Below are 20,446 nucleotides of genomic sequence, written 5' to 3'. Positions count from 1 at the left end.
CTACTTACGTTTGACGTGGCGGATCAGGCGCTTCTTCTTGGCCACCTGGCGCTCGGTCAGGACGTTCTTCTTGCCCTCGTACGGGTTGGTGCCCTCACGGAACAGGAACCGCACCGGAGTCCCGACCAGCTTGAAACGTTTGCGGAAGAAGTTTTCCAGGTAGCGCTTGTACGATTCCGGCAACACCTTCAGGCGCGTGCCGTGGACGATGAAGGTCGGCGGGTTCTCTCCACCGGGGTGGACATAACGCAGCTTGGACACGTGGCCGCGGATGGATGGCGGCGGGTTGGACTCGTAGGCGATTTCCAGCGCCTTGTTGACCTCGCTGGTGCCGAAGGTGCGCGTGGCCGAGGCGTGCGCGCGATGGACCGCCTTGAACAGCTCGCGCAACCCCGAACCATGCTTGGCGGAGATGCGCACGGCTTCGGCCCATTCGACGAACCCCAGCTTGCGCGACAGCAACTGCTCGGCCTGCTGGCGCTGGTAGTCGGTCAGTCCGTCCCACTTGTTGACCGCCACCACCAGGGCGCGGCCGGCATCCAGGATCGCGCCCAGCACGCTGGCGTCCTGGTCGGTGACGCCTTCGGTCGCGTCCAGCAGCAACACCGCGACCTGGCATTGCTCGATGGCCTGCAGGGTCTTGACGATGGAGAACTTCTCCACGACCTCGTCCACCCGGCCCTTGCGGCGCAGGCCCGCGGTATCGACCAGACGATACAGGCGCCCGTCGCGCTCCATGTCCACGGCGATCGAATCGCGCGTGGTGCCGGGGACTTCGGAGGCGATCATCCGCTCCTCGCCCAGCAAGCGGTTGACCAGGGTGGACTTGCCGACGTTGGGCCGGCCCACGAATGCGATCCGGACCCGGTTGGGATCGGTATCCAGCGTCTCGCCGGCGCCCTCCTCCGGCAGCCGCCCTAACACCTCGTCCAGTAGTTCATCCAGGCCCTGCCGATGCGACGCGGACAGGCTCACCACGTCGGAGAACCCGTAGCGGGCGAAATCCGCCAGGGCGTTGTCCTCATCGACGCCGTCGATCTTGTTCAGCACCAGCATGGTGGGCCGGGCGGTCTTGCGCAGCCATTCGAGGATCTCGTCGTCCAGCGCCGAAGCGCCTTCGCGCGCATCGACCACGAACAGGACCAGATCGGCCTCGGCCGCAGCGGCGCGCGCCTGACGGGCCGTGGCGCCCGACAGACCCTCCTCGTCGCCGGCGATGCCGCCGGTGTCGACCAGCACGAAGGGCTGCTCGGGATCCAGGCGGCAGATGCCGTAGTTGCGGTCGCGGGTCACGCCGGGCTGGTCGTGGACCAACGCGTCGCGGCTGCGGGTCAGCGCATTGAACAGCGTGGACTTGCCCACGTTCGGGCGGCCCACCAGGGCGACAAGTGGAAGCATTGGAATCGGTCCAGGACCGGGGTGTTGAAACAAGGGAAGGCCTGTGGCCGGGACGCCGCAGCAGTGCCGGCAGGCCCGCGCCAGGACGCGTCATGGCGCAACAGGATACGAAAACGGGGAGCCGGACGCATGTTCCGGCTCCCCGTGTCGGCAGCGGACGGGTTTACTTGATGCGGAACGCCGTCAGCTTGCCGTCGGTGTTTTGCACGATCAGCACCCCGTCGGCGAACACCGGCTTGGCCCGGATGGGGTCGCCGCCAGCGCGCTCACGCGCGACGATTTCACCATTGTCCAGCCGCAGCCAATGCACATAGCCGTCGTAGTCACCGACCACGGCGTAGTCGCCATCCACGGTCGGCGCGGTCAGCGCACGCCGCAGCAGCTTCTGGTTGGACCACAACGAACCGCCGCTGTTCTTGTCCAGCGACCACACCGCGCCCTTGTTGTCGGCAACCACCAAGCTGCTCGGACCGACGCCCAGCCCGGCAAACCCACCGTTGTCGCGGCTCCAGAGGGTGCGACCGCTGGGACCATCGACCGCGATGGTCGCGTTCTTGTAGCTGGAAGCGTAGATCGTGGTGCCATCGACCACCGGTGCGCCGTCCACGTCGGCCATGCGCTCCAGTTCGGTGCGCCCTTCGGGCTGGCCCACGGTCTGGTCCCACAGCGAGTGACCATCGTTGAGCGCCAATGCGCTCAGGGTGCCATCGTCATTGCCCACGAACACGATGCCCGGCCCCAGTTCCACCGGGCCATTGCCGCGCACGGTCAACGCTGGCTGCTCACGGTTCCAGAACCAGCGCCGGGTGCCGTCGGTGACCTGGTAGCACAGGACCTGACCGTCGTTGGCATGCACCAGCACGTTGCCCTGACCGATCACCGGCGGGGCGATCACTTCGTTGCTCGCCTGGGCGGTCCACTTCTCGTCCCCGGTGGCCGGGTCAAGGGCGATGACCTTGCCTGACAGCGTGCCGATCACCACCAGGCCTTCGCCCGCACCGATGGCCGAGACGCGCGCGTCCTTCATCTTCTTGTGCCACAGCTCCTTGCCGGTCTGCAGGTCGAGCGCGCGCACGCCACCCTCGATCGCGGCCGCATAGACATGACCATCGGCGATCGCCGGGCCCTGACGGGTCCCGAGGAGCTTTTCACCATCACCGGCCTTGGCGGTCCAGACCTTGTCGACCTCGATCGACGGCTTGAACTTTTCCAAGGGCAGCGGTTCGACTGCGGCCTTCTCGGCGGCTTTCTTGTCATCGGTGAACCAGCCCTTGACGGTGGTGCACCCAGACATCACCGCGGCGAGCGCGACGACCACGGCCACGCGCTTGAGGTTGACAACCAGTTTCATCAGATCGACTCCGCGGACCCGGGCGGGGTGCCGCCGGCATGGGTGAGTTTGATAGCGACGATGCGGCGCTGTGGCGATGCCACATCCATGCCGGTCATGGCCTTCAGATAGGTGTCGCGGGCCTCTTCAAGCTTGCCAGCCTGGACCAGCGCGTCACCACGCACTTCCAGGGCGGATGGGCTGTCGTAGGAAGACAGCAGCTTGACGGCGTCCTCCGGCTTGCCGGCTGCATTGAGCAGGCGCGCCGCATGCAGGTCCGCGTAAGGCTTCATCGGGGAATCCGCAGCGACCTGCTTGAGGGTGGCCAGCGCGGCGTCAGGCTGCTTGGCCTTGACCTGTGCCTGGGCCAGTTCAAGGACAGCGAGTTGGGCATACAGCGACTGCGGAGACGCTTCGCGCAGCGCGGCCACCTTGGACTGGGCCTGCTTGAGGTCATCGCCCCCGATCGCCTTGACCGCCTCGGCGTAGGCGGCATAGCCCGCTTGTGCCTGCTGGTCGCGGTGCTGCACCCACCACTTCCATCCAAAAATAAGTGCCAGTCCCAGCGCGATACCACCGATCAGTCCGGCGCCGTTGTTCTTCAGCCAGTTGCGGACGCGCTCACTCTGCTCGTGCTCGTCCAGCAGGTCATCAATTGCCATGCGTACTCTCGCCCCGCAAAGACGCGGGGTCATCAAATTGCTTCAGGAAGACCCTCGCGGATCAGTCCTGGACCGGCGCGAGTGATCCGTCGGAGGATACCGCAAAGCGCGCCACGTTGGCCCGCTGATACGGCGTGAGGTCCACCGTACTCCCGTCATGCTGAACCTGAACCGCAGTCGCATTGCCCAGTTTGATCCAGCCAACCTGCCCGGCCGAAAAGGCGCGTTCATCGCCCGACTTGAGCAGGCCGCGCTCGATCATGTGCCCCTCGGGATCCTCGATCTCGACCCAGCTGTCGCCGCTGAAGCTCAGGTGCAGCGCGGAGGTCTGCGGTTCGACGGGCTCGGCTGCGCGATTCAGGCGCGGCGCCATGGACGCGGTGATCGGCCCGTTGTCGTCATAGGCAGCCGAGGAGGCAGGCGGCGGCGTCACTGGGCGCTCCTCGGAAGCCGGCTCGGTCGCAGGCTGACCGGCCACTTCGGCCTTGGGAATCACATCCAGCGACGCGGTCTTCAGGGCGCGCGTGCCGGCACCGTTATTGGAAAACAGCAGCCACATCGGCACCGCGAAGAAACACACCGTGATCACCACGTATACCGCACGCCGGGCCGTGCTCTCCAGGACGCGCTGGTAGCGCGGCGTATGGGTATGACTGACCAGCTCGACCGGCCTTACGGCCTGCAGGGAGGCCTGGTCTAGGTAGGCCGCGACATCGACACCCAGCAGTTTTGCGTAACTGCGCAAATGTCCGCGCACGAAGACCGGCGCTCCAAGTCGCGCCCAGTCGCCCTCCTCGAGCGCGCTGACCACGCGCGTGGGAACCTTGAGCCGGGAAGCCGCCTGCGCGACGGTCATGCCCTGCTGCTCGCGGGCGCGGCGCAGCATCGCGCCGGTCTCCGCCTGTTGCCCGTCACTGGGCACGGAGAGGGTCGTGTTCCGATCCGTCATGGTCTTGCAGTGTCCCCGGAACTTGCGGCAGCAGCATCCGGGAACTCCGCCCGCAGTCGCTGCCGATATTTCTCGGCAGCTGCCCTGTCGCCGAGCTTGGTCTCAATGTCGGCTGCCAGTTGTAGCACGCTTGCGTCCGCTGGTGCAGCTGCAAGACGCCGTTCGGCGAATGCGCGCGCATCCATGAAGTGGCCCAGTCGGTACTCGTTGCGCGCCATGGAAACCAGCGCATAGGCATTGATCGGGTCCAACGCCAAGGCCTTGCGCAGGTCAGGCTCCACCCGCTCGTACTGCCCGGTCTGCAGCGCGCATCCCCCGGCATTGGCCAGTGCCGAAGCCGGAGCCGCGTAGCCGGGCGCAGCCAGGGCACGGTCAAACCACACCAGCGCTTCAGCGGCATGCCCATTGCTGCAGAGCCAGGCGCCATAGTTGTTGAGCATGCTGCCGCTGTTGGGCGACAGCTCGGCCGCACGGCGGTAATGCTCGCCCGCCGCCTCGCCCTGCCCGCGACGCCCGGCGACAATGGCCAACAAGGTGTGCGCATCGGCCGAATCAGGATTCAGCTTGAGCGCCTTGTTCGCTTCGCTCTCGGCCGCGTCCAGGTCGCCCACACGCAGGCGCTGCTCGGACAATCCCAGGCTTTCCCGCTCTTCCAGCCGCAGCTGCGTCGCCTTGCTGTCGCGCACGTGGTAGGTGCTCTTGGGGACCTCGATTTCCTTCATGCCCCCCTTTGGGCGGACAAAGGTCAGCCGCGAGCAGCCGGCGCCAGCCGCCGCAAGGATGATCCCTGCCAGCAGCAGCTTACGCAGCGGCATCACCCAGGCCCTGCTCACGCAGCTGGCGATTGAACTCGGCCTGACGCCGCGTGCGGTCCATGACCTGTCCCTTGAGCTGCCCGCAGGCCGCGTCGATGTCGTCACCGCGGGTGCGCCGGACCATGGTGAGCACCTGGTTGTCCAGCAGGATCTTCTGGAAGGCACGGATCTGCGGCTCCTCCGAGCGCTCGTAGCGCGTGCCGGGGAAAGGATTGAACGGGATCAGGTTGACCTTCCCCGCCTCGCGGGACTGCATCTGGTTACCGAACTGCCGCATCAGCCGGACCAGGGCCCGGGCGTGTTCCGGCTGGTCGTTGACGCCCTTCATCAGCGTGTATTCGAAGGTGATCGAGTCCCGCTTCGGGCTCGCCTTCAGATAGCGCGCGCAGGCCGCCATCAGCTGCTCGACCGGGTATTTCTTGTTGAGGGGAACAAGCTGGCTGCGCAGGTCGTCCTGTGCCGCGTGCAGGGACACGGCCAGGGACACGTCGCTCTCGGTCGAGAGGCGGTCGATCATCGGCACCATGCCGGCCGTCGACAGCGTCACCCGCTTGCTCGCCAGCCCGTAGCCCAAGTCGTCGCGCATGATGCTCATCGCGCGCACGACGTTGTCGAAATTGGCCAGCGGCTCGCCCATGCCCATCATCACCACGTTGGTGAGACGGCGGATCTGCGCCGGCACGTTGCCCAGGTGGCGTGCAGCCACCCAGACCTGGCCGATGATCTCGGCCGTGGACAGGTTGCGGTTGAAGCCCTGCGTGGCGGTCGAGCAGAACTGGCAGTTCAAAGCGCAACCGACCTGCGAGGACACGCACAGCGTGCCGCGGGTCTTGTCCGGGATATAAACGGTCTCGATGGCGTTCTTGCCATCCACGCCCATCGACAGCAACCACTTGTGGGTGCCGTCGGTGGAAGGCTTGTCGAACACCACGCCAGGGACGACGACCTCGGCATGTTGCTGCAGCTTGGCGCGCAGCGACTTGCCCAGGTCGGTCATCTGGTCGAAGTCGGTGACGTAGCGGTGGTGGATCCACTTCATCACCTGGTGGGCGCGGTAGCGCTTCTCGCCGAGGGTCTCCTCGAAGAAGCGCTCCAACCCGACCCGATCGAGATCGAGCAGGTTCTGCTTGCGCACCAGCCCACCGGCGAGCGCGTCGCCAGTGGTGGTCACAACCGGAATCGGCTTGGTCTCGGTCACGGGCCCTCCCTCAGCGGGACACCACTTCGGTGGCGGCGAACCAGTACGCCACCTCGATCGCGGCATTCTCCAGCGAATCCGAGCCGTGCGCGGCGTTGGCATCGATCGAATCGGCGAAGTCGGCGCGGATCGTGCCCGGCGCGGCGTCCTTCGGATTGGTGGCGCCGAGCAGCTCGCGGTGCGCGGCCACGGCGTTCTCGCCTTCCAGCGCCTGGATCATCACCGGGCCGGAGATCATGAACTCGACCAGCGCGTTGAAGAACGGGCGATCCTTGTGCACGGCATAGAAGCCTTCGGCTTCGCGGCGCGACAGCTGCTTGTACTTGGCGGCCACGATCTTCAGGCCGGCCTTCTCGAAGCGGGCGTAGATCTCGCCGATGACGTTCTTGGCGACGGCGTCGGGCTTGATGATGGACAGGGTGCGCTCAAGCGCCATGGAATTTTCTCCGAAAAAACGGACCTCGCGATCCGCAGGTGCACGAAAAACCCGCGTCAGGACGCGGGCTTAGGTTGGTTTGTTGTGGGAATTCTAACGTATCGCCCGCAACGATGCAGCCCGCACGTGATTTTGTCGCACTGCAACATGACAGGGGCGCATCGAGGGCGCAGACTCAAACAAGCGTTTGATTCACATCCCCAACCGACCATGGCCAACGGCAACCAGTTTTCCACCAAGGACCGCATCCTCGGCGCCGCCGAAGAGTTGTTCGCCCTGCACGGGTTTGCCGGCACGTCGCTGCGCCAGGTGACCAGCCGCGCCGACGTCAACATCGCAGCGGTGAATTACCACTTCGGCTCCAAGGAAAACCTGGTCAATGAGGTCTTCCGGCGCCGTATGGACGTCATGACGGCCGCGCGCCTGGGCCAGTTGGAGGCTGCGACCCGCGACCATCCCGGCATGCTCGAACCCGTGCTGGCGGCCTTCGTACAGCCGGCCCTGGCCATGGCCGAGGATGGCCAGGGCGGGGCGGCTTTCGTCCGGGTCATCGCCAGGGCCTACGCCGAAAAGAACGACAACCTGCGCAAGTTCCTGTCCGACCACTACGGCCACGTGCTGCGTGACTTCGCCAAGGCCATTTCCGCCTGCCTGCCGGCCCTGAGCAAGGAAGAGCTGTACTGGCGGCTGGACTTCCTGGCCGGGGCGCTGACCTATGCCATGGCCGACTTCGGCCTGATCAAACGACCTGCCGGCGTCACCGAGGCGGCGCATCGTGAGCGCGCCGCCCGCGAACTGATCCGATTTGCCGAGGCGGGGTTTCGTGCCGCCATCCTTGAATCATGATTTCAACCAAAACAAGGGTTTGTTGAATATGTCTCAGAAACTACTTGTGCGCCGCGCCGCCGTCCTGGGCGCTGGCGTCATGGGCGCCCAGATCGCGGCGCACCTGACCAATGCGGGCGTGGATACGGTCCTGTTCGACCTGCCCGCCAAGGAGGGGCCTGCCAGCGGCATCGTGCTCAAGGCGATCGCCCAACTGGGCAAGCTCTCCCCCGCTCCGCTGGCCTCCAAGACGTTGGCCGAAGCCATTACGCCCGCCAACTACGGCAGCGATCTCGACCTGCTGCGCGAGTGCGACCTGGTGATCGAAGCCATTGCCGAGCGCATCGACTGGAAGCAGGACCTGTACGCCAAGATCGCGCCCTTCGTGGCCGACCATGCGGTGCTGGCCTCCAACACCTCGGGGCTGGGCATTAACAAGCTGTCCGAGGTGCTGCCCGAGCAGCTGCGCCATCGCTTCTGCGGGGTGCACTTCTTCAATCCGCCGCGCTACATGCACCTGGCCGAGCTGATTCCGGCCAAGACCACCGACAAGGCGGTGCTCGAAGGCCTGGAAACCTTCCTGGTCACCACCCTGGGCAAGGGGGTGGTCTACGCCAAGGACACGCCGAACTTCATCGGCAACCGCATCGGCGTGTTCTCCATCCTCTCCACGATCCATCACACGCAGGCCTCGGGCCTGGGCTTCGATGAGGTGGACGCGCTGACCGGCCCGTTGGTCGGCCGGCCGAAGTCCGCCACCTATCGCACCTCCGATGTGGTCGGCCTGGACACCATGGCCCATGTCATCAAGACCATGGCCGATACCCTGCCCGACGACCCGTGGCATGAGTACTTCACCTCGCCGAAGTGGCTGGAGGCGCTGATCGCCAAGGGCGCGCTCGGTCAGAAGGCCGGCGCCGGCATCTTCCGCAAGGTCGGCAAGGACATCGTGGTGCTGGACCTGGAGAAGCAGGACTACCGCCCCGCTGATCGCGCCGCCGCCCCGGAAGTGGTCGAGATCCTGAAGATCAAGGACCCGGCCGAGAAGTTCGCCAAGCTGCGCGAGAGCCAGCACCCGCAGGCGCAGTTCCTGTGGGCGACCTTCCGCGACCTGTTCCATTACAGCGCCTACCACCTGGCCGACATCGCCGAGACTGCGCGCGATGTGGACCTGGCCATCCGCTGGGGCTATGGCTGGTCGCTGGGTCCGTTCGAGACCTGGCAGGCCGCCGGCTGGAAGCAGGTGGCGCAGTGGATCGCCGATGACATCGTCGCCGGCAAGACCATGTCCGATGCCCCGCTGCCGGATTGGGTGTTCGACGGTCGCGACGGCGTGCATGGCGCCGAAGGCTCCTACAGCCCGGTGCAGGATGCCAAGCTGCCGCGTTCGTCGCTGCCGGTCTACAAGCGCCAGCGCTTCCCCGATCCGGTCCTTGGCGAACAGTTTCCCAAGGGCGAGACCGTTTACGAGAACGACGGCGTGCGCATGTGGCACGACGGCGACGATGTGGCCGTGGTCAGCTTCAAGACCAAGATGCACACCGTTTCCGACCAGGTGCTGGATGGCCTGCAGGAAGCCGTCGGCCGCGCCGAGAAGGACTTCAAGGGCCTGGTGATCTGGCAGCCGAAGGAGCCCTTCTCCGCCGGTGCCGACCTGGCCGGCGCGCTCGGCCTGCTGCAGGCCGGCAAGGTGGATGCGTTCGAGGCCATGGTCGCCAACTTCCAGGCCACCAGCCAGCGCATCAAGTATTCGCTGGTGCCGGTCGTGGCCGCGGTGCGCGGCCTGGCCCTGGGCGGCGGCTGCGAATTCCAGATGCACAGCGCCAAGACGGTGGCCGGGCTGGAAAGCTACATCGGCCTGGTCGAGGCCGGCGTCGGCCTGCTGCCTGCCGGCGGCGGGCTGAAAGAGCTGGCCGCGCGTGCTTCGGTCGCCGCAGGTCCAGGCGGCGACGTGTTCGCCGAATTGAAGAAGACCTTCGAGACCATCGCCATGGCCAAGGTCTCCAACTCCGCGGTCAATGCGCAGGAGCTCGGCCTGCTGCGTCCGACCGACAAGGTGGTCTTCAACGCCTACGAGTCGCTGTACATCGCCAAGAACGAAGCCTCGGCGCTGGCCGAATCCGGCTACCGCCCGCCCCTGCCCGCGCGCCGCATCCAGGTCGCCGGCGACGTCGGCATCGCGACCTTCAAGATGCTGCTGGTCAACATGCTCGAAGGCCGCTTCATCAGCGAGTACGACTACGAGATCGCCACCCGCATCGCGACCGTCCTGTGTGGCGGCGAGGTGGACCGCGGCGCCATCGTCGACGAGGAATGGCTGCTCAAGCTGGAACGACGCCACTTCGTGGAACTGGCCCAGCAGGAGAAAACGCAGGCGCGTATCGCGCACATGCTCAAGACCGGCAAGCCCCTGCGCAACTGACGCGACGAGACGAGGACACTATTTATGAGCAAGCAGATCCAGGATGCCTACATCGTCGCCGCCACCCGCACCCCGGTGGGCAAGGCGCCGAAGGGCGTATTCCGCAACACCCGTCCCGACGACATGCTCGCCCACGTGCTCAAGGCCGTGGTCGCGCAGGCCCCGGGCATCGACACCTCGCGCATCGATGACGCCATCATCGGCTGCGCCATGCCCGAGGGCGAGCAAGGCATGAACGTGGCGCGCATCGCCGTGCTGCTCGCTGGCCTGCCCAACACCATCGCGGCCCAGACGATCAACCGCTTCTGTTCTTCCGGCGTGCAGGCCGTGGCGCTGGCAGCGGACCAGATCAGGCTGGGCAATGCCGACCTGATGCTGGCCGGTGGCACCGAATCGATGTCGATGGTGCCGATGATGGGCAACAAGGTGGCGCTGTCGCCGTCGGTGTTCAAGGACGACCACGTGGCCATCGCCTACGGCATGGGCATCACCGCCGAGAAGGTCGCCGAGGAATGGAAAGTCAGTCGTGAGGACCAGGACGCCTTTGCCCTCGCCTCGCACCAGAAGGCCATCGCGGCGATCCAGGCCGGCGAGTTCAAGGACGAGATCACCCCTTACGAGATCACCTCGCACCAGCCCGAACTGGCCGACGGCAACACCATTCGCCTGCGCAAGCTGCTGGTGGAACAGGACGAGGGCCCGCGCCCGGATTCCTCGATCGAGGGCCTGGCCAAGCTGCGGCCGGTGTTCCGCAATGGTCAGTTCGGCGGCAGCGTCACCGCGGGCAACTCCTCGCAGATGAGCGACGGCGCCGGCGCGGTGCTGCTGGCGTCCGAACAGGCGATCAAGGATTACGGCCTCACGCCCCTGGCACGCGTGGTGAGCTTTTCGGTCGCCGGCGTGCGTCCCGAGGTCATGGGCATCGGCCCGATCGCCGCCATCCCCAAGGCGCTCAAGCAGGCTGGCCTGACCAAGGATCAGCTGGATTGGATCGAACTCAATGAAGCCTTCGCCGCGCAGTCGCTGGCGGTGATCCGCGACAGCGAGCTTGACCCGTCCAAGATCAACCCGCTCGGCGGCGCAATCGCACTGGGTCACCCGCTGGGTGCGACCGGCGCGATTCGCACCGCGACGCTGGTGCATGGCCTGCGTCGTCGCCAGCAGAAGTACGGCATGGTGACCATGTGCATCGGCACCGGCATGGGCGCGGCCGGGATCTTCGAGGCGCTTTGAGTCCAGGCCTGAGGCGCGCCGGTATTGTGCCGGAGCATCCTGACCAAAAACGAAGGCGGCCAATGGCCGCCTTTGTTTTACGCTCCAGGCCGTGCGAAACCGCTATTGCGATTCGCGCACACCCAGCTCCTTCAGGGCGTTGCGCATGGCTTCGGCCGCGGCCTCCCCGATCTTCTCGCTGTGCAACGCGTAATGGATGGTGGCTTCGACCAAGCCGATGTGCGCGCCGCAGTCGAAGCGGGTGCCCTTAAAGCGATAGGCGTGGACCGGCTTCTGCTTGAGCAGGGCGGCGATGGCGTCGGTCAGCTGGATTTCTCCGCCGGCACCCGGCTTGGTCTCTTCAAGCAGTTTGAAGATGCTGCCATCGAGGACATAACGCCCCACGACGCCGAGGTTGCTCGGCGCATCGGCTGGCTGCGGCTTCTCGACCATGGCGTTGATCTTGCCACTGCGACCGTCGAAAGCGTCGGTGTCGACGATGCCATAGCTGGCCGTCTTGTCCGGATCCACGTCCTGCACGGCGATTTGGCTGGCGCCGGTGCTCTCGTGGGCGTCGGCCATCTGCTTGAGCGAGCCGTCCCCGTCGCGATTGACGATCAGATCGTCGGGCAGCATCACCGCAAACGGCTCCTCGCCCACGATGGATTTGGCGCACAGCACGGCATGGCCGAGGCCGAGCGCCTCGTTCTGTGTGACAAAGATCGCCCGCACGCCCTTCGGCAGCGGATTGCGGACCTTTTCAAGCAACTCGAGCTTTCCGGATGCCTCGAGCTTGTCTTCCAGCTCATAAGCCTTGTCGAAATAGTCGCCGATCGCATGCTTGTATCGATTGGTGACGAAGATCAGGGTGTCGCAACCCGCTTCAACGGCTTCATCGACGGCGTATTGGATCAACGGCCGGTCGATGATCGGCAGCATTTCCTTCGGCACGGTCTTGGTTGCCGGCAGGAAGCGGGTGCCAAGGCCTGCGACGGGAAAGACTGCCTTGCGGATACGTTGGGTCATCGGTGGGTCCTGGCCTCTCTGGATGGGAATGGAACAACGGTATCGACGGGTTCATGATCCTGTGCGCGGATGAACTCCGGCACGGCGGTATGCAACAGATCGCTGATCGTTTGGTCGTCGTAATCCGCAACAGCCTGACGCAACGCGTGCAACGTACGTGTGACGGCCTCCGGAGAGACGGCCCGTGCACGGGCCTCCAGGATCTTCGAATGGGCCGTGGGGCGGTAGAGTTCCTCGGCGTGGAACAGGGTTTCGTGCAACTTCTCACCGGGTCGCAAACCGGTGTAGGTGATGGCGATGTCGCGGCCCGGATGCTTGCCAGCCAGGCGGATCATCTGTTCGGCGAGCACACGGATCGGAATCGGCTCGCCCATGTCCAGCGTGTAGATGGACGCATGGGCCGCGCTCGCAGCGGCCTGCACGATCAACTGGCAGGCCTCCGGGATGGTCATGAAATAGCGCGTGACTTCCGGATGGGTCACCGTGACCGGGCCGCCTGCGCGGATCTGCTCGCGGAACAACGGCACGACCGATCCGGCTGAGTCGAGCACATTGCCGAAGCGCACGGTCGTGAAGCGCGTACCGTCCCGATCGTCCAGGCTCTGGCACGCCATCTCGGCAAGACGCTTGCTCGCGCCCAGGACGTTCGCCGGATCCACGGCCTTGTCTGTGGAGATGAAGACGAAAGTACCGACCTTGGCATCGCGGCAGGCGCGGGCCATGGTTTCGGTCACCAGCACGTTGTTGCGTACGGCCTCGCGCAACTGACCTTCAAGCAAGGGCACATGCTTGTAGGCGGCGGCATGGAAGACCGCATCGGGCTGGACGACCCGCAGCGCGTGCGCAATCGCAGCCGGATCGCCACAGTTGCCGAGGAAGGGAATCACCTCGATATCGGGAAAGGCGCGCAACAGCGCCTCATGCGACTTAATCAAGGCCAGCTCGCTGATTTCCATCAGCGCGATGCGCTGGGCGCCGTGCCGGGCGCACTGGCGACACAGCTCCGACCCGATCGAACCGCCCGCGCCCGTCACGAGCACGGTCCGTCCGCCCAGCCAGCCGCGGATCAATTTCCAGTCTGGCGTGACCGGCTTGCGCCCGAGTAGATCGTCGATGGCGACTTCCTTGAGCTCGCCTGGCAGGGAGCGGCCTTCCAGAATGTCCACCAGCCGTGGAACCGTGCGGAACGGCAACCCGGTGGCTTCGCAGATGGCGACCACCCGCTGCATCGCCGTGGCGTCCAGTGAGGGAATGGCGATCACGATCAGCCGCGCGGCGGTCTCGCGCGCGATGACGGGGGCATCCGCAAGCGCACCCAGGACGGGCACGCCCCGCAGCTTGGTGCCATGCAGCCGTTCGGCATCGTCAAGCACGCCCACCGGCTCCCAGGCGCCGCTGCGGCGCAGGTCCCGAAGCAGCGCCTCGGCCGCACGTCCGGCCCCCAGCACCAGGACGCGCTTGGCCCCGACCTCCACCGCATCGCGCGTCTGGTTATCCTTCCAGGCGCGGTACAGCAGTCGCGGAACACCGAGCATGCCGACCAGGGCGAATGGATACAGCACCAACGCCGCACGCGAAACCGCGTCAATCCGGTTATAGACCACCAGTCCCATCGCGATGGCGAGCAAGCCGATCAGGCCGGCCTTGAAGATATTGCCCAGGTCCGGGACGCTCGCAAAACGCCACAAACCGCGATACAGGCCCACGCGCCAAAACACCAACCCCTGGGCCACCAGCACGATCGCGGACTCGGCCGACCACCACGGCAGCGCTGGTGCGCCCTGCACCATGGCATAACGGAGCCAGTGCAGCCCGTGCCAGCACAGCCAGACCATGATCAGGTCGTGGCAGACAATGGCCACGCGGGGAAGCGTGACCGAAAGGCGCGTACGCCAATACTTCATTCAGTGTTCCTCATCCGTGGGGAAGTCCCGGGCCAGCTGCAGCCACCACAGTGAGGAAGCCAGCACGCAAAACACGACTGCAACCCCGGTCGCCAGCACGATATCGCTGCCCCAGGTCATTACCATCAGCATCGTAGCGGTCGCGGTCAGTGCTGCACAAGCAAGGGTTACCGGGGAGTGCCCCCAGCGTCGGGCGGCACGTTGATAGGCGTGCGTGGTATGCGGACGCCACCACGCTTCGCGCGCAAGTACACGACGAGCAAGCGTGAAGCCAGCGTCAATGCAGCACACGCCCAGCGGCAGCAGCACCAGACAAGGCGAACCGGGGTTTTGCGCCATGGCCATGACCGCCAGCCCGGCCAGCGTGTAGCCGAGCGCCCCACTGCCGACGTCACCCAGGAAGATGCGCGCCCGCGGGAAATTGAACGGCAGGAAACCGACGAGCGCAGCGCAGAAGCAAGCAGCTACCCAGGACCATGGCGCCACCAGCACCCAGGCGAAACCAAGGCTTCCAATCAAGGCCTGGCTCGCCACCAGGCCGTTGATGCCATCCATGAAGTTCCAGATGTTGACCAGCGCCACGCACAACATGGCTCCAGCGATGGCCTGCCACCACGCCAGACCCTCCAGGCAAAGGCCCGCTCCCAGCAGCGCGCCGGCCAGCACATGCACCAGGAGTCGTGGCCACGGCGAGAGGGCGCGATGATCGTCCACCCACCCAATGCCGGAGACCAGAACCAAGCCCACCACAAACAGCACGAGCGCGGGGCGATGCGCGGGCCATATCAGGCCAGCTGCACAGCACGCGCCCAACACCACCAGCACAATGGCCAACCCGCCGCCGCGTGGCGTGGGCACCACATGACTGCGCCTTGCGCCAGGCGCATCGATCATTCCGCGCCGCAGGGCGTATTGACGTGTAACCCAGGTCAGGCCAGCCGAAGCCAACGCGCACACCACATAGCCCCACGCCAGGTCGGACATCAGACGACGGCGTAGTTCAACAGCGGCTTGACCGTTCCCCATTCCTTGCAGCTGGGGCACTGCCAATGGTGGGTCCGCGCGCCGAAGCCGCAGCGCGTGCAGCGATAGCTCGGGTTACGCACCAGGAGTTGGTCGGTGATGTGCTTGAGATCGTGCAGCGTTGCCGAAGCGTCGCTGCCTTCGGACAGCGTCAGCTCGATCAGCGCCGCCTCGCCGCGCACCGACGGCCGATCCTTCAGCTGTCGGGCGAGGTAGACCCGCGCCTCATGGAGCCCATCGTGCGTCTGCACCAGGCGGGTCAGCGCCAGCACGGGCGCGATGCCCCGGTAGTGCTCGCACATTTCGGACAGGAAGGCACGCGCGCCAGAGACATCGCCGACCTTCTCGTAGCTGGCCAGCAGCCCTGGCAGGATTTCGGGCAGGTAGTCGGGGTCGTGCCGGGCGGCGCGCTCGAACGCACGGATGGCCAACTCGGCATGCCCGGATTCGGCCTCCAGCCGTCCTTCAAGGATGCCGGCGCGGACGGACTTGGCATCTGCCTGGTAGGCGCGAGCGATCGCTTCACGCGCAGAATCGATCGCATTGGCGGTGCGGTAGCGCTCGGCCAGTTCGCACTCGAATTGCGCGACCAGCTTGCCCATCGGCTCCCCGGTGACTTCTTCGAAGCGGGTGGCGTTATCGATCGCCTTTTCCCAGTCGCGCTCGGCCTGGTAGATCCCGATCAGGTGCCGCAGCGCCTGCGGGGCACGCTGGTCGATCCTGGCGAGATCGGTGAACACGGTTTCGGCGCGGTCGAGCAGGCCCGAACGCATGTAGTCCTCGCCGAGTGCCAGCAGGGCCTGGACGCGCTGTTGGTCGGTCAGGTCACTGCGCTGCACCAACCCCTGGTGCAGGCGGATCGCACGATCGACCTCGCCACGCCGGCGGAACAGATGCCCCAGGGCGACCTGGGTTTCGAAGGTCTCCTTGTCCAGCTCGGCGATATGCAGGAACAGCTCGATCGCCTTGTCCGGCTGCTCGTTGAGCAGGTAGTTGAGGCCACGAAAATACGTGCTGGACAGATGGCTGACCTGGGTCACGTTGTGCCGTTGACCACCGCGTCGGCCGATTACCCAGCCGACCAGCGCGGCCAGCGGCACGAACAGGACAAACCAGAACCACTGGTTGAGAAAATCCATTCGGTCAGATTCCCGACTTTGGTGGCACGTTGGATGTGGTCTGGACAGGCGCTTCTGCAGCTATTGGCGTCGCCCGGCCGACCTTGCGCAGGCGTGCGTAGAGCGGCCAGGCCACGGTGGCCAGGACGATCAATGCACCGATGCAGACTCCGCTCAGCAACGACACGATGATCGCCGCGCCCGAGCCGGTCTGGATCTGGGTAAACAGCAGGTTGAGCGTGATCGGCTGCGTGTTGAGGATGCCCACGACAAGCCCAACGGCCAGAAAGACCAGGGCGATGATCAGGCGGATGATGTTCATGGAGTCCCTCCAGGGGCGTAGGCGCCTAGCTTAGCCGAGGCGGACACGACGGGACGTTGGATCAGGGTCGCGACGCTGCGCGACGTGGACCGAAGCGGCAGCTCAATCGCCGCCGATCTCTTCGATCGGAGACACGGTGCTGACGCGCTCGCGCAGCTCCTTGCCTGGCTTGAAATGCGGCACGTGCTTGGCCGGCAACGCAACCGGATCACCGGTCTTCGGGTTGCGACCCATGCGCGGCGGACGATAGTGCAGGGAAAAACTGCCGAAACCGCGGATCTCGATGCGTTCGCCGCGGGTCAAGGCGCCCCCCATCATTTCCAGCAACGACTTGACCGCAAGGTCGACGTCGTCCGGCTTCAGGTGTGGCTGCCTGCGGGTCAGGATCTCGATCAGTTCGGATTTCGTCATCGGCTGCTATGCGCGAAACATCTGGACATGACCACCGCCGGCCCGGGATCCGGGCCGGCGGGGCTTCACTCATGCAACAGGCTTACTCGGACTTGCCGCCGTCCAGCTGCGCGCGCAGCAGCGCACCCAGGCTGGTGGTACCGGTAGACGCTTCGGCCGTGGTCTTGTTGTACTCAGCCAGGGCTTCGGCGGTCTCCGCCTCGTCCTTGGCCTTGATCGACAGCTGCAGGCTGCGGCCCTTGCGATCCATGCCCATGAACTTGGCTTCGATCGTCTGCCCGACCTTCAGGTGCTGGCTGGCGTCGTCCACGCGGTCGTAGGAAATATCGCGGGCCATCACATAGCCCTCGACACCATCGGCCAGTTCGATCGTCGCGCCCTTGGCGTCGACTTCCTTGACCACGCCTTCGACCTTGGAGCCCTTCGGATTGGCGGCCATGTACTGGCCGAACGGATCCTGCTCCAGCTGCTTGACGCCCAGGCTGATGCGCTCGCGCTCCGGATCGACGGCCAGGACGACCGCGTCCAGGTTGTCGCCCTTCTTGAAGTTGCGCACGATGTCTTCGCCAGTGGTGTTCCAGCTGATGTCCGACAGGTGGATGAGGCCGTCGATGCCGCCGTCCAGGCCGATGAAGATGCCGAAGTCGGTGATCGACTTGATCTGGCCGGACACCTTGTCGCCCTTCTTGTGGATGGCCGCGAAGGTCTCCCACGGATTGGCGGCGACCTGCTTCATGCCCAGCGAGATGCGGCGACGCTCCTCGTCCACGTCCAGGACCATGACCTCGACTTCGTCACCGACCTGCACGACCTTGGACGGGTTGACGTTCTTGTTGGTCCAGTCCATCTCGGACACGTGCACCAGGCCCTCGACGCCCGGCTCGATCTCCACGAACGCGCCGTAATCGGTGACGTTGGAGACCTTGCCGAACACGCGGCTGTTGGACGGATAGCGACGCGAGATGTTGTCCCACGGATCCTCGCCCAGCTGCTTGAGGCCCAGGCTGACGCGGTTGCGCTCGCGGTCGTACTTGAGCACGCGCACTTCCAGCTCCTGGCCCACTTCCACCACCTCGGACGGATGGCGCACGCGCTTCCAGGCCATGTCGGTGATGTGCAGCAGGCCGTCGATGCCACCCAGGTCGACGAACGCGCCGTAGTCGGTGAGGTTCTTGACCACACCCTTCAGCACCACGCCTTCCTGCAGCTTGTCCATCAGGGCCTCGCGCTCCTCGGAGTGCTCGGACTCGACGACGGCACGACGGGAGACCACGACGTTGTTGCGCTTGCGGTCCAGCTTGATGAGCTTGAACTCAAGCTCCTTGCCTTCCAGGTAGCCGGGATCGCGCACCGGGCGCACATCGACCAGCGAACCGGGCAAGAACGCGCGGACGTCCTTGATGTCGACGGTGAAGCCGCCCTTGACCTTGCCGCTGATGCGGCCGGTGATGGTCTCGTTCTTCTCCAGGGCTTCTTCCAGCTCGTCCCACACCATGGCGCGCTTGGCCTTCTCGCGCGACAGGACGGTTTCGCCAAAGCCATTCTCGAGCGAGTCGAGCGCGACCTTCACCTGGTCGCCCACACCCACGTCGATCTCGCCGGCGTCGTTACGGAACTGTTCGATCGGCACGATGCCTTCGGACTTCAGGCCGGCGTTGATCACCACCACGTCGTTGCGCACCTCGACCACGGTGCCGACCACGATGGCGCCGGGCTTCAGCTTGGCCAGATGGTTCTGGCTCTGCTCAAACAGTTCTGCAAATGATTCGGTCATTGTTGATTACTCGGTTGGACACACAGACAGGTGGCGACCGGAGAAAGCCGGCCTTTGCCCCTGTCCACCCTTTTGCGGCACCGTGACGGCTACCGTGTGTTGGTTGGTTTGAAAGAACACCACGGCGGCCAAGGACGGCCGCGACGTGGCACGGGATCTGCCGCACGAGCGCTTCAGGCGGCGGAAGCAGGCACCAGGGCCAGCACCCGCTCGACGACGGCCTCGATGCCAAGCCCGGTGGTGTCGATGAGGACGGCGTCTTCGGCCGGCCGCAGCGGCGCCACCGTACGTTGGGCATCGCGAGCGTCGCGCGCGAGGATCTCGCGCAGCAGACCGTCAATTGTCACCGAAACCCCCTTGTCTTTCAACTGCTTATAGCGCCGCTCCGCACGCTCCTCCGCGCTGGCGGTCAGAAAGACCTTGAAAGAGGCGTCGGGGAAGATGACCGTCCCCATGTCCCGGCCGTCCGCCACCAGGCCGGGCGCAACCCGAAACGCCCGCTGGCGCTCTTTCAGCGCCGATCGGACTTCCGGGATGGCGGCGATCGCCGAGGCCACCGTCCCGGTGGTTTCCAGGCGCAACTCATCGGTGGCGTCGACCTCATTGACCAGAACCCGCATGTCCGCCCCGACCTGTTCACGAAACGAGACCCGGGTGTCGAACGTGCAACGCACCAGCGCCGCGGCATCGGACAGATCCAGATCGGCCCAACTGGCGGCCACGCCCACCGCGCGGTACAGCGCACCAGAATCGAGGTAATGCCAGCCCAGGCGGTTAGCCACCAGGCGACTGACGGTCCCCTTGCCCGCCCCGGAGGGGCCATCGATCGTGAGCACGGGAATGGCGTCGGTCATTGCAAAGGCTTCCTTGGGCAGGGAGAAGCATGAAATTATGGACGAAGCGCCTAGCCCGCGCCGGCAGATGGGGATGCACAGTCGAAAAAATTCGCCCAACCACTTGAACGGGAACGGAAACACCCGCTAGAATGGCGGGCTTAGTACGTTCCATCCCATTCCACGCCGAGGTTTTACGTCATGAAGGTCCTGTCCTCCCTGAAGTCGGCGAAGGCCCGTCACCGCGACTGCAAGGTGGTCCGCCGTCGTGGCAAGGTCTTCGTGATCTGCAAGTCCAACCCGCGTTTCAAGGCCCGCCAGCGCTGATTGACTGGCGCCGCGAGGCACGCAGAGAGCCGCCCGCCCGGGCGGTTTTTTGTTGCCCGGGGTCTGCTATAAAGGCCGTCTCAACTGGGGAGCCCGTGAGCCATGAAGCATCGTCTGTCCCTGCTGTCCCTGATCGCCCTGGCTGGATTGAGCGCAACGGTGTCCGCCGAGACGCTGCTGATCGACCGGGCCCACGAACCGGCTTCCAACCTGCCCGTGCGCGGCTTGACCGCTGCCCAGGTCCAGGCCAAATACGGCGCACCGCAGCAACGCCTGGATCCGCGCGGTGGGCAGAAGCGCCAGTGGCCCACGATCAACCGCTGGGTGTACCCGGAGTTCACGGTCTACTTCGAAAAGAACAAGGTGATCGACGTGGTGGCCAACAAGGCCAGCCCCGATGAGATCGGGCCCAAGCCGCCGATCCGCTGAAACATGTCGGCGCGATGCTGAAGGGACCGCGC

General features: G+C 65.4%; 20 protein-coding genes. 5 read left to right on the top strand and 15 right to left on the bottom strand.

The genetic code is table 11. The features are described 5' to 3' along the window. The 7 genes from der to ndk form a co-directional block, all read right to left on the bottom strand. Positions 1 to 1,398 (bottom strand): ribosome biogenesis GTPase Der, encoded by a 1,398-nt coding sequence (gene der, locus ACORQU_RS17310; RefSeq protein ID WP_491642298.1) that lies wholly within the window; start codon positions 1,396 to 1,398, stop codon positions 1 to 3. A gap of 163 nt (positions 1,399 to 1,561) precedes the next feature. Continuing rightward, entirely contained in the window at positions 1,562 to 2,749 is a 1,188-nt protein-coding gene (bamB, locus tag ACORQU_RS17305) for an outer membrane protein assembly factor BamB (protein WP_491642297.1), read from the bottom strand. Further along, positions 2,749 to 3,390, bottom strand: coding sequence for a YfgM family protein (locus tag ACORQU_RS17300; RefSeq protein WP_491642296.1), 642 nt, complete (start codon positions 3,388 to 3,390; stop codon positions 2,749 to 2,751). The genes bamB and ACORQU_RS17300 overlap by 1 nt, the downstream gene beginning before the upstream one ends. A gap of 61 nt (positions 3,391 to 3,451) precedes the next feature. Further along, positions 3,452 to 4,339: a helix-turn-helix domain-containing protein gene (locus ACORQU_RS17295; protein WP_491642295.1), complete on the bottom strand. Its 888-nt coding sequence runs from the start codon at positions 4,337 to 4,339 to the stop codon at positions 3,452 to 3,454. After that, complete coding sequence (gene pilW, locus ACORQU_RS17290; protein ID WP_491645161.1) at positions 4,336 to 5,133, bottom strand: type IV pilus biogenesis/stability protein PilW; 798 nt, start codon at positions 5,131 to 5,133, stop codon at positions 4,336 to 4,338. Before pilW ends, ACORQU_RS17295 begins: the two co-directional genes overlap by 4 nt. 7 nt (positions 5,134 to 5,140) lie before the next feature. Next, on the bottom strand, positions 5,141 to 6,289 hold the full coding sequence (gene rlmN / locus ACORQU_RS17285) for a dual-specificity RNA methyltransferase RlmN (RefSeq protein ID WP_271648695.1): 1,149 nt from the start codon (positions 6,287 to 6,289) through the stop codon (positions 5,141 to 5,143). Positions 6,290 to 6,362: 73 nt separating this feature from the next. After that, positions 6,363 to 6,788, bottom strand: a complete 426-nt coding sequence (gene ndk, locus ACORQU_RS17280; protein ID WP_130518656.1) for a nucleoside-diphosphate kinase — start codon at positions 6,786 to 6,788, stop codon at positions 6,363 to 6,365. 210 nt (positions 6,789 to 6,998) lie between these two features. Between ndk and ACORQU_RS17275 the strand changes: the two genes are divergently transcribed. From ACORQU_RS17275 to ACORQU_RS17265, 3 genes are read left to right on the top strand one after another with little or no spacing between them, the layout of a single operon-like run. Further along, positions 6,999 to 7,634, top strand: a complete 636-nt coding sequence (locus tag ACORQU_RS17275; RefSeq protein ID WP_491642294.1) for a TetR family transcriptional regulator — start codon at positions 6,999 to 7,001, stop codon at positions 7,632 to 7,634. Positions 7,635 to 7,662: 28 nt separating this feature from the next. Continuing rightward, positions 7,663 to 10,035, top strand: coding sequence for a 3-hydroxyacyl-CoA dehydrogenase/enoyl-CoA hydratase family protein (locus ACORQU_RS17270; protein ID WP_491642293.1), 2,373 nt, complete (start codon positions 7,663 to 7,665; stop codon positions 10,033 to 10,035). A gap of 24 nt (positions 10,036 to 10,059) precedes the next feature. Further along, on the top strand, positions 10,060 to 11,268 hold the full coding sequence (locus ACORQU_RS17265; RefSeq protein WP_491642292.1) for an acetyl-CoA C-acyltransferase: 1,209 nt from the start codon (positions 10,060 to 10,062) through the stop codon (positions 11,266 to 11,268). Positions 11,269 to 11,370: 102 nt separating this feature from the next. On the opposite strand, the gene galU is transcribed toward ACORQU_RS17265, so the two are convergent. The 8 genes from galU to cmk all read right to left on the bottom strand — a co-directional run bounded on the left by galU (position 11,371) and on the right by cmk (position 19,679). Next, a complete protein-coding gene (galU, locus tag ACORQU_RS17260) occupies positions 11,371 to 12,273 on the bottom strand; it encodes a UTP--glucose-1-phosphate uridylyltransferase GalU (RefSeq protein WP_271645970.1) in 903 nt (300 codons plus the stop codon). Beyond that, entirely contained in the window at positions 12,270 to 14,177 is a 1,908-nt protein-coding gene (locus ACORQU_RS17255) for a polysaccharide biosynthesis protein (RefSeq protein ID WP_491642291.1), read from the bottom strand. Before ACORQU_RS17255 ends, galU begins: the two co-directional genes overlap by 4 nt. After that, the gene (locus tag ACORQU_RS17250) at positions 14,178 to 15,161 is read right to left on the bottom strand and encodes an MraY family glycosyltransferase (RefSeq protein ID WP_491642290.1); all 984 of its coding nucleotides are present in this window, start codon (positions 15,159 to 15,161) and stop codon (positions 14,178 to 14,180) included. Further along, the gene (gene lapB, locus ACORQU_RS17245; RefSeq protein WP_271645973.1) at positions 15,161 to 16,339 is read right to left on the bottom strand and encodes a lipopolysaccharide assembly protein LapB; all 1,179 of its coding nucleotides are present in this window, start codon (positions 16,337 to 16,339) and stop codon (positions 15,161 to 15,163) included. The genes ACORQU_RS17250 and lapB overlap by 1 nt, the downstream gene beginning before the upstream one ends. 4 nt (positions 16,340 to 16,343) lie before the next feature. Further along, positions 16,344 to 16,640: a lipopolysaccharide assembly protein LapA domain-containing protein gene (locus ACORQU_RS17240; RefSeq protein ID WP_491642289.1), complete on the bottom strand. Its 297-nt coding sequence runs from the start codon at positions 16,638 to 16,640 to the stop codon at positions 16,344 to 16,346. 102 nt (positions 16,641 to 16,742) lie between these two features. Then, positions 16,743 to 17,051 (bottom strand): integration host factor subunit beta, encoded by a 309-nt coding sequence (locus ACORQU_RS17235; protein WP_271645975.1) that lies wholly within the window; start codon positions 17,049 to 17,051, stop codon positions 16,743 to 16,745. Between the two features lie 82 nt (positions 17,052 to 17,133). Then, positions 17,134 to 18,825 (bottom strand): 30S ribosomal protein S1, encoded by a 1,692-nt coding sequence (gene rpsA / locus ACORQU_RS17230; RefSeq protein WP_271645976.1) that lies wholly within the window; start codon positions 18,823 to 18,825, stop codon positions 17,134 to 17,136. A 173-nt stretch (positions 18,826 to 18,998) separates the two neighbouring features. Then, entirely contained in the window at positions 18,999 to 19,679 is a 681-nt protein-coding gene (gene cmk / locus ACORQU_RS17225; RefSeq protein ID WP_491642287.1) for a (d)CMP kinase, read from the bottom strand. Between the two features lie 180 nt (positions 19,680 to 19,859). Here cmk and ykgO point away from each other — a divergent pair, with 180 nt between their 5' ends. Continuing rightward, on the top strand, positions 19,860 to 19,985 hold the full coding sequence (ykgO, locus tag ACORQU_RS17220; protein ID WP_010342887.1) for a type B 50S ribosomal protein L36: 126 nt from the start codon (positions 19,860 to 19,862) through the stop codon (positions 19,983 to 19,985). A gap of 102 nt (positions 19,986 to 20,087) precedes the next feature. After that, positions 20,088 to 20,414 carry a hypothetical protein gene (locus tag ACORQU_RS17215; RefSeq protein WP_491642286.1) on the top strand — a complete coding sequence of 109 codons (327 nt, stop codon included), beginning with the start codon at positions 20,088 to 20,090 and terminating at the stop codon, positions 20,412 to 20,414. Positions 20,415 to 20,446: the final 32 nt, after the last annotated feature.

It is taken from the genome of Pseudoxanthomonas sp. JC1303, assembly GCF_058448525.1.
This window is presented reverse-complemented; position numbering and strand designations above follow the sequence as displayed.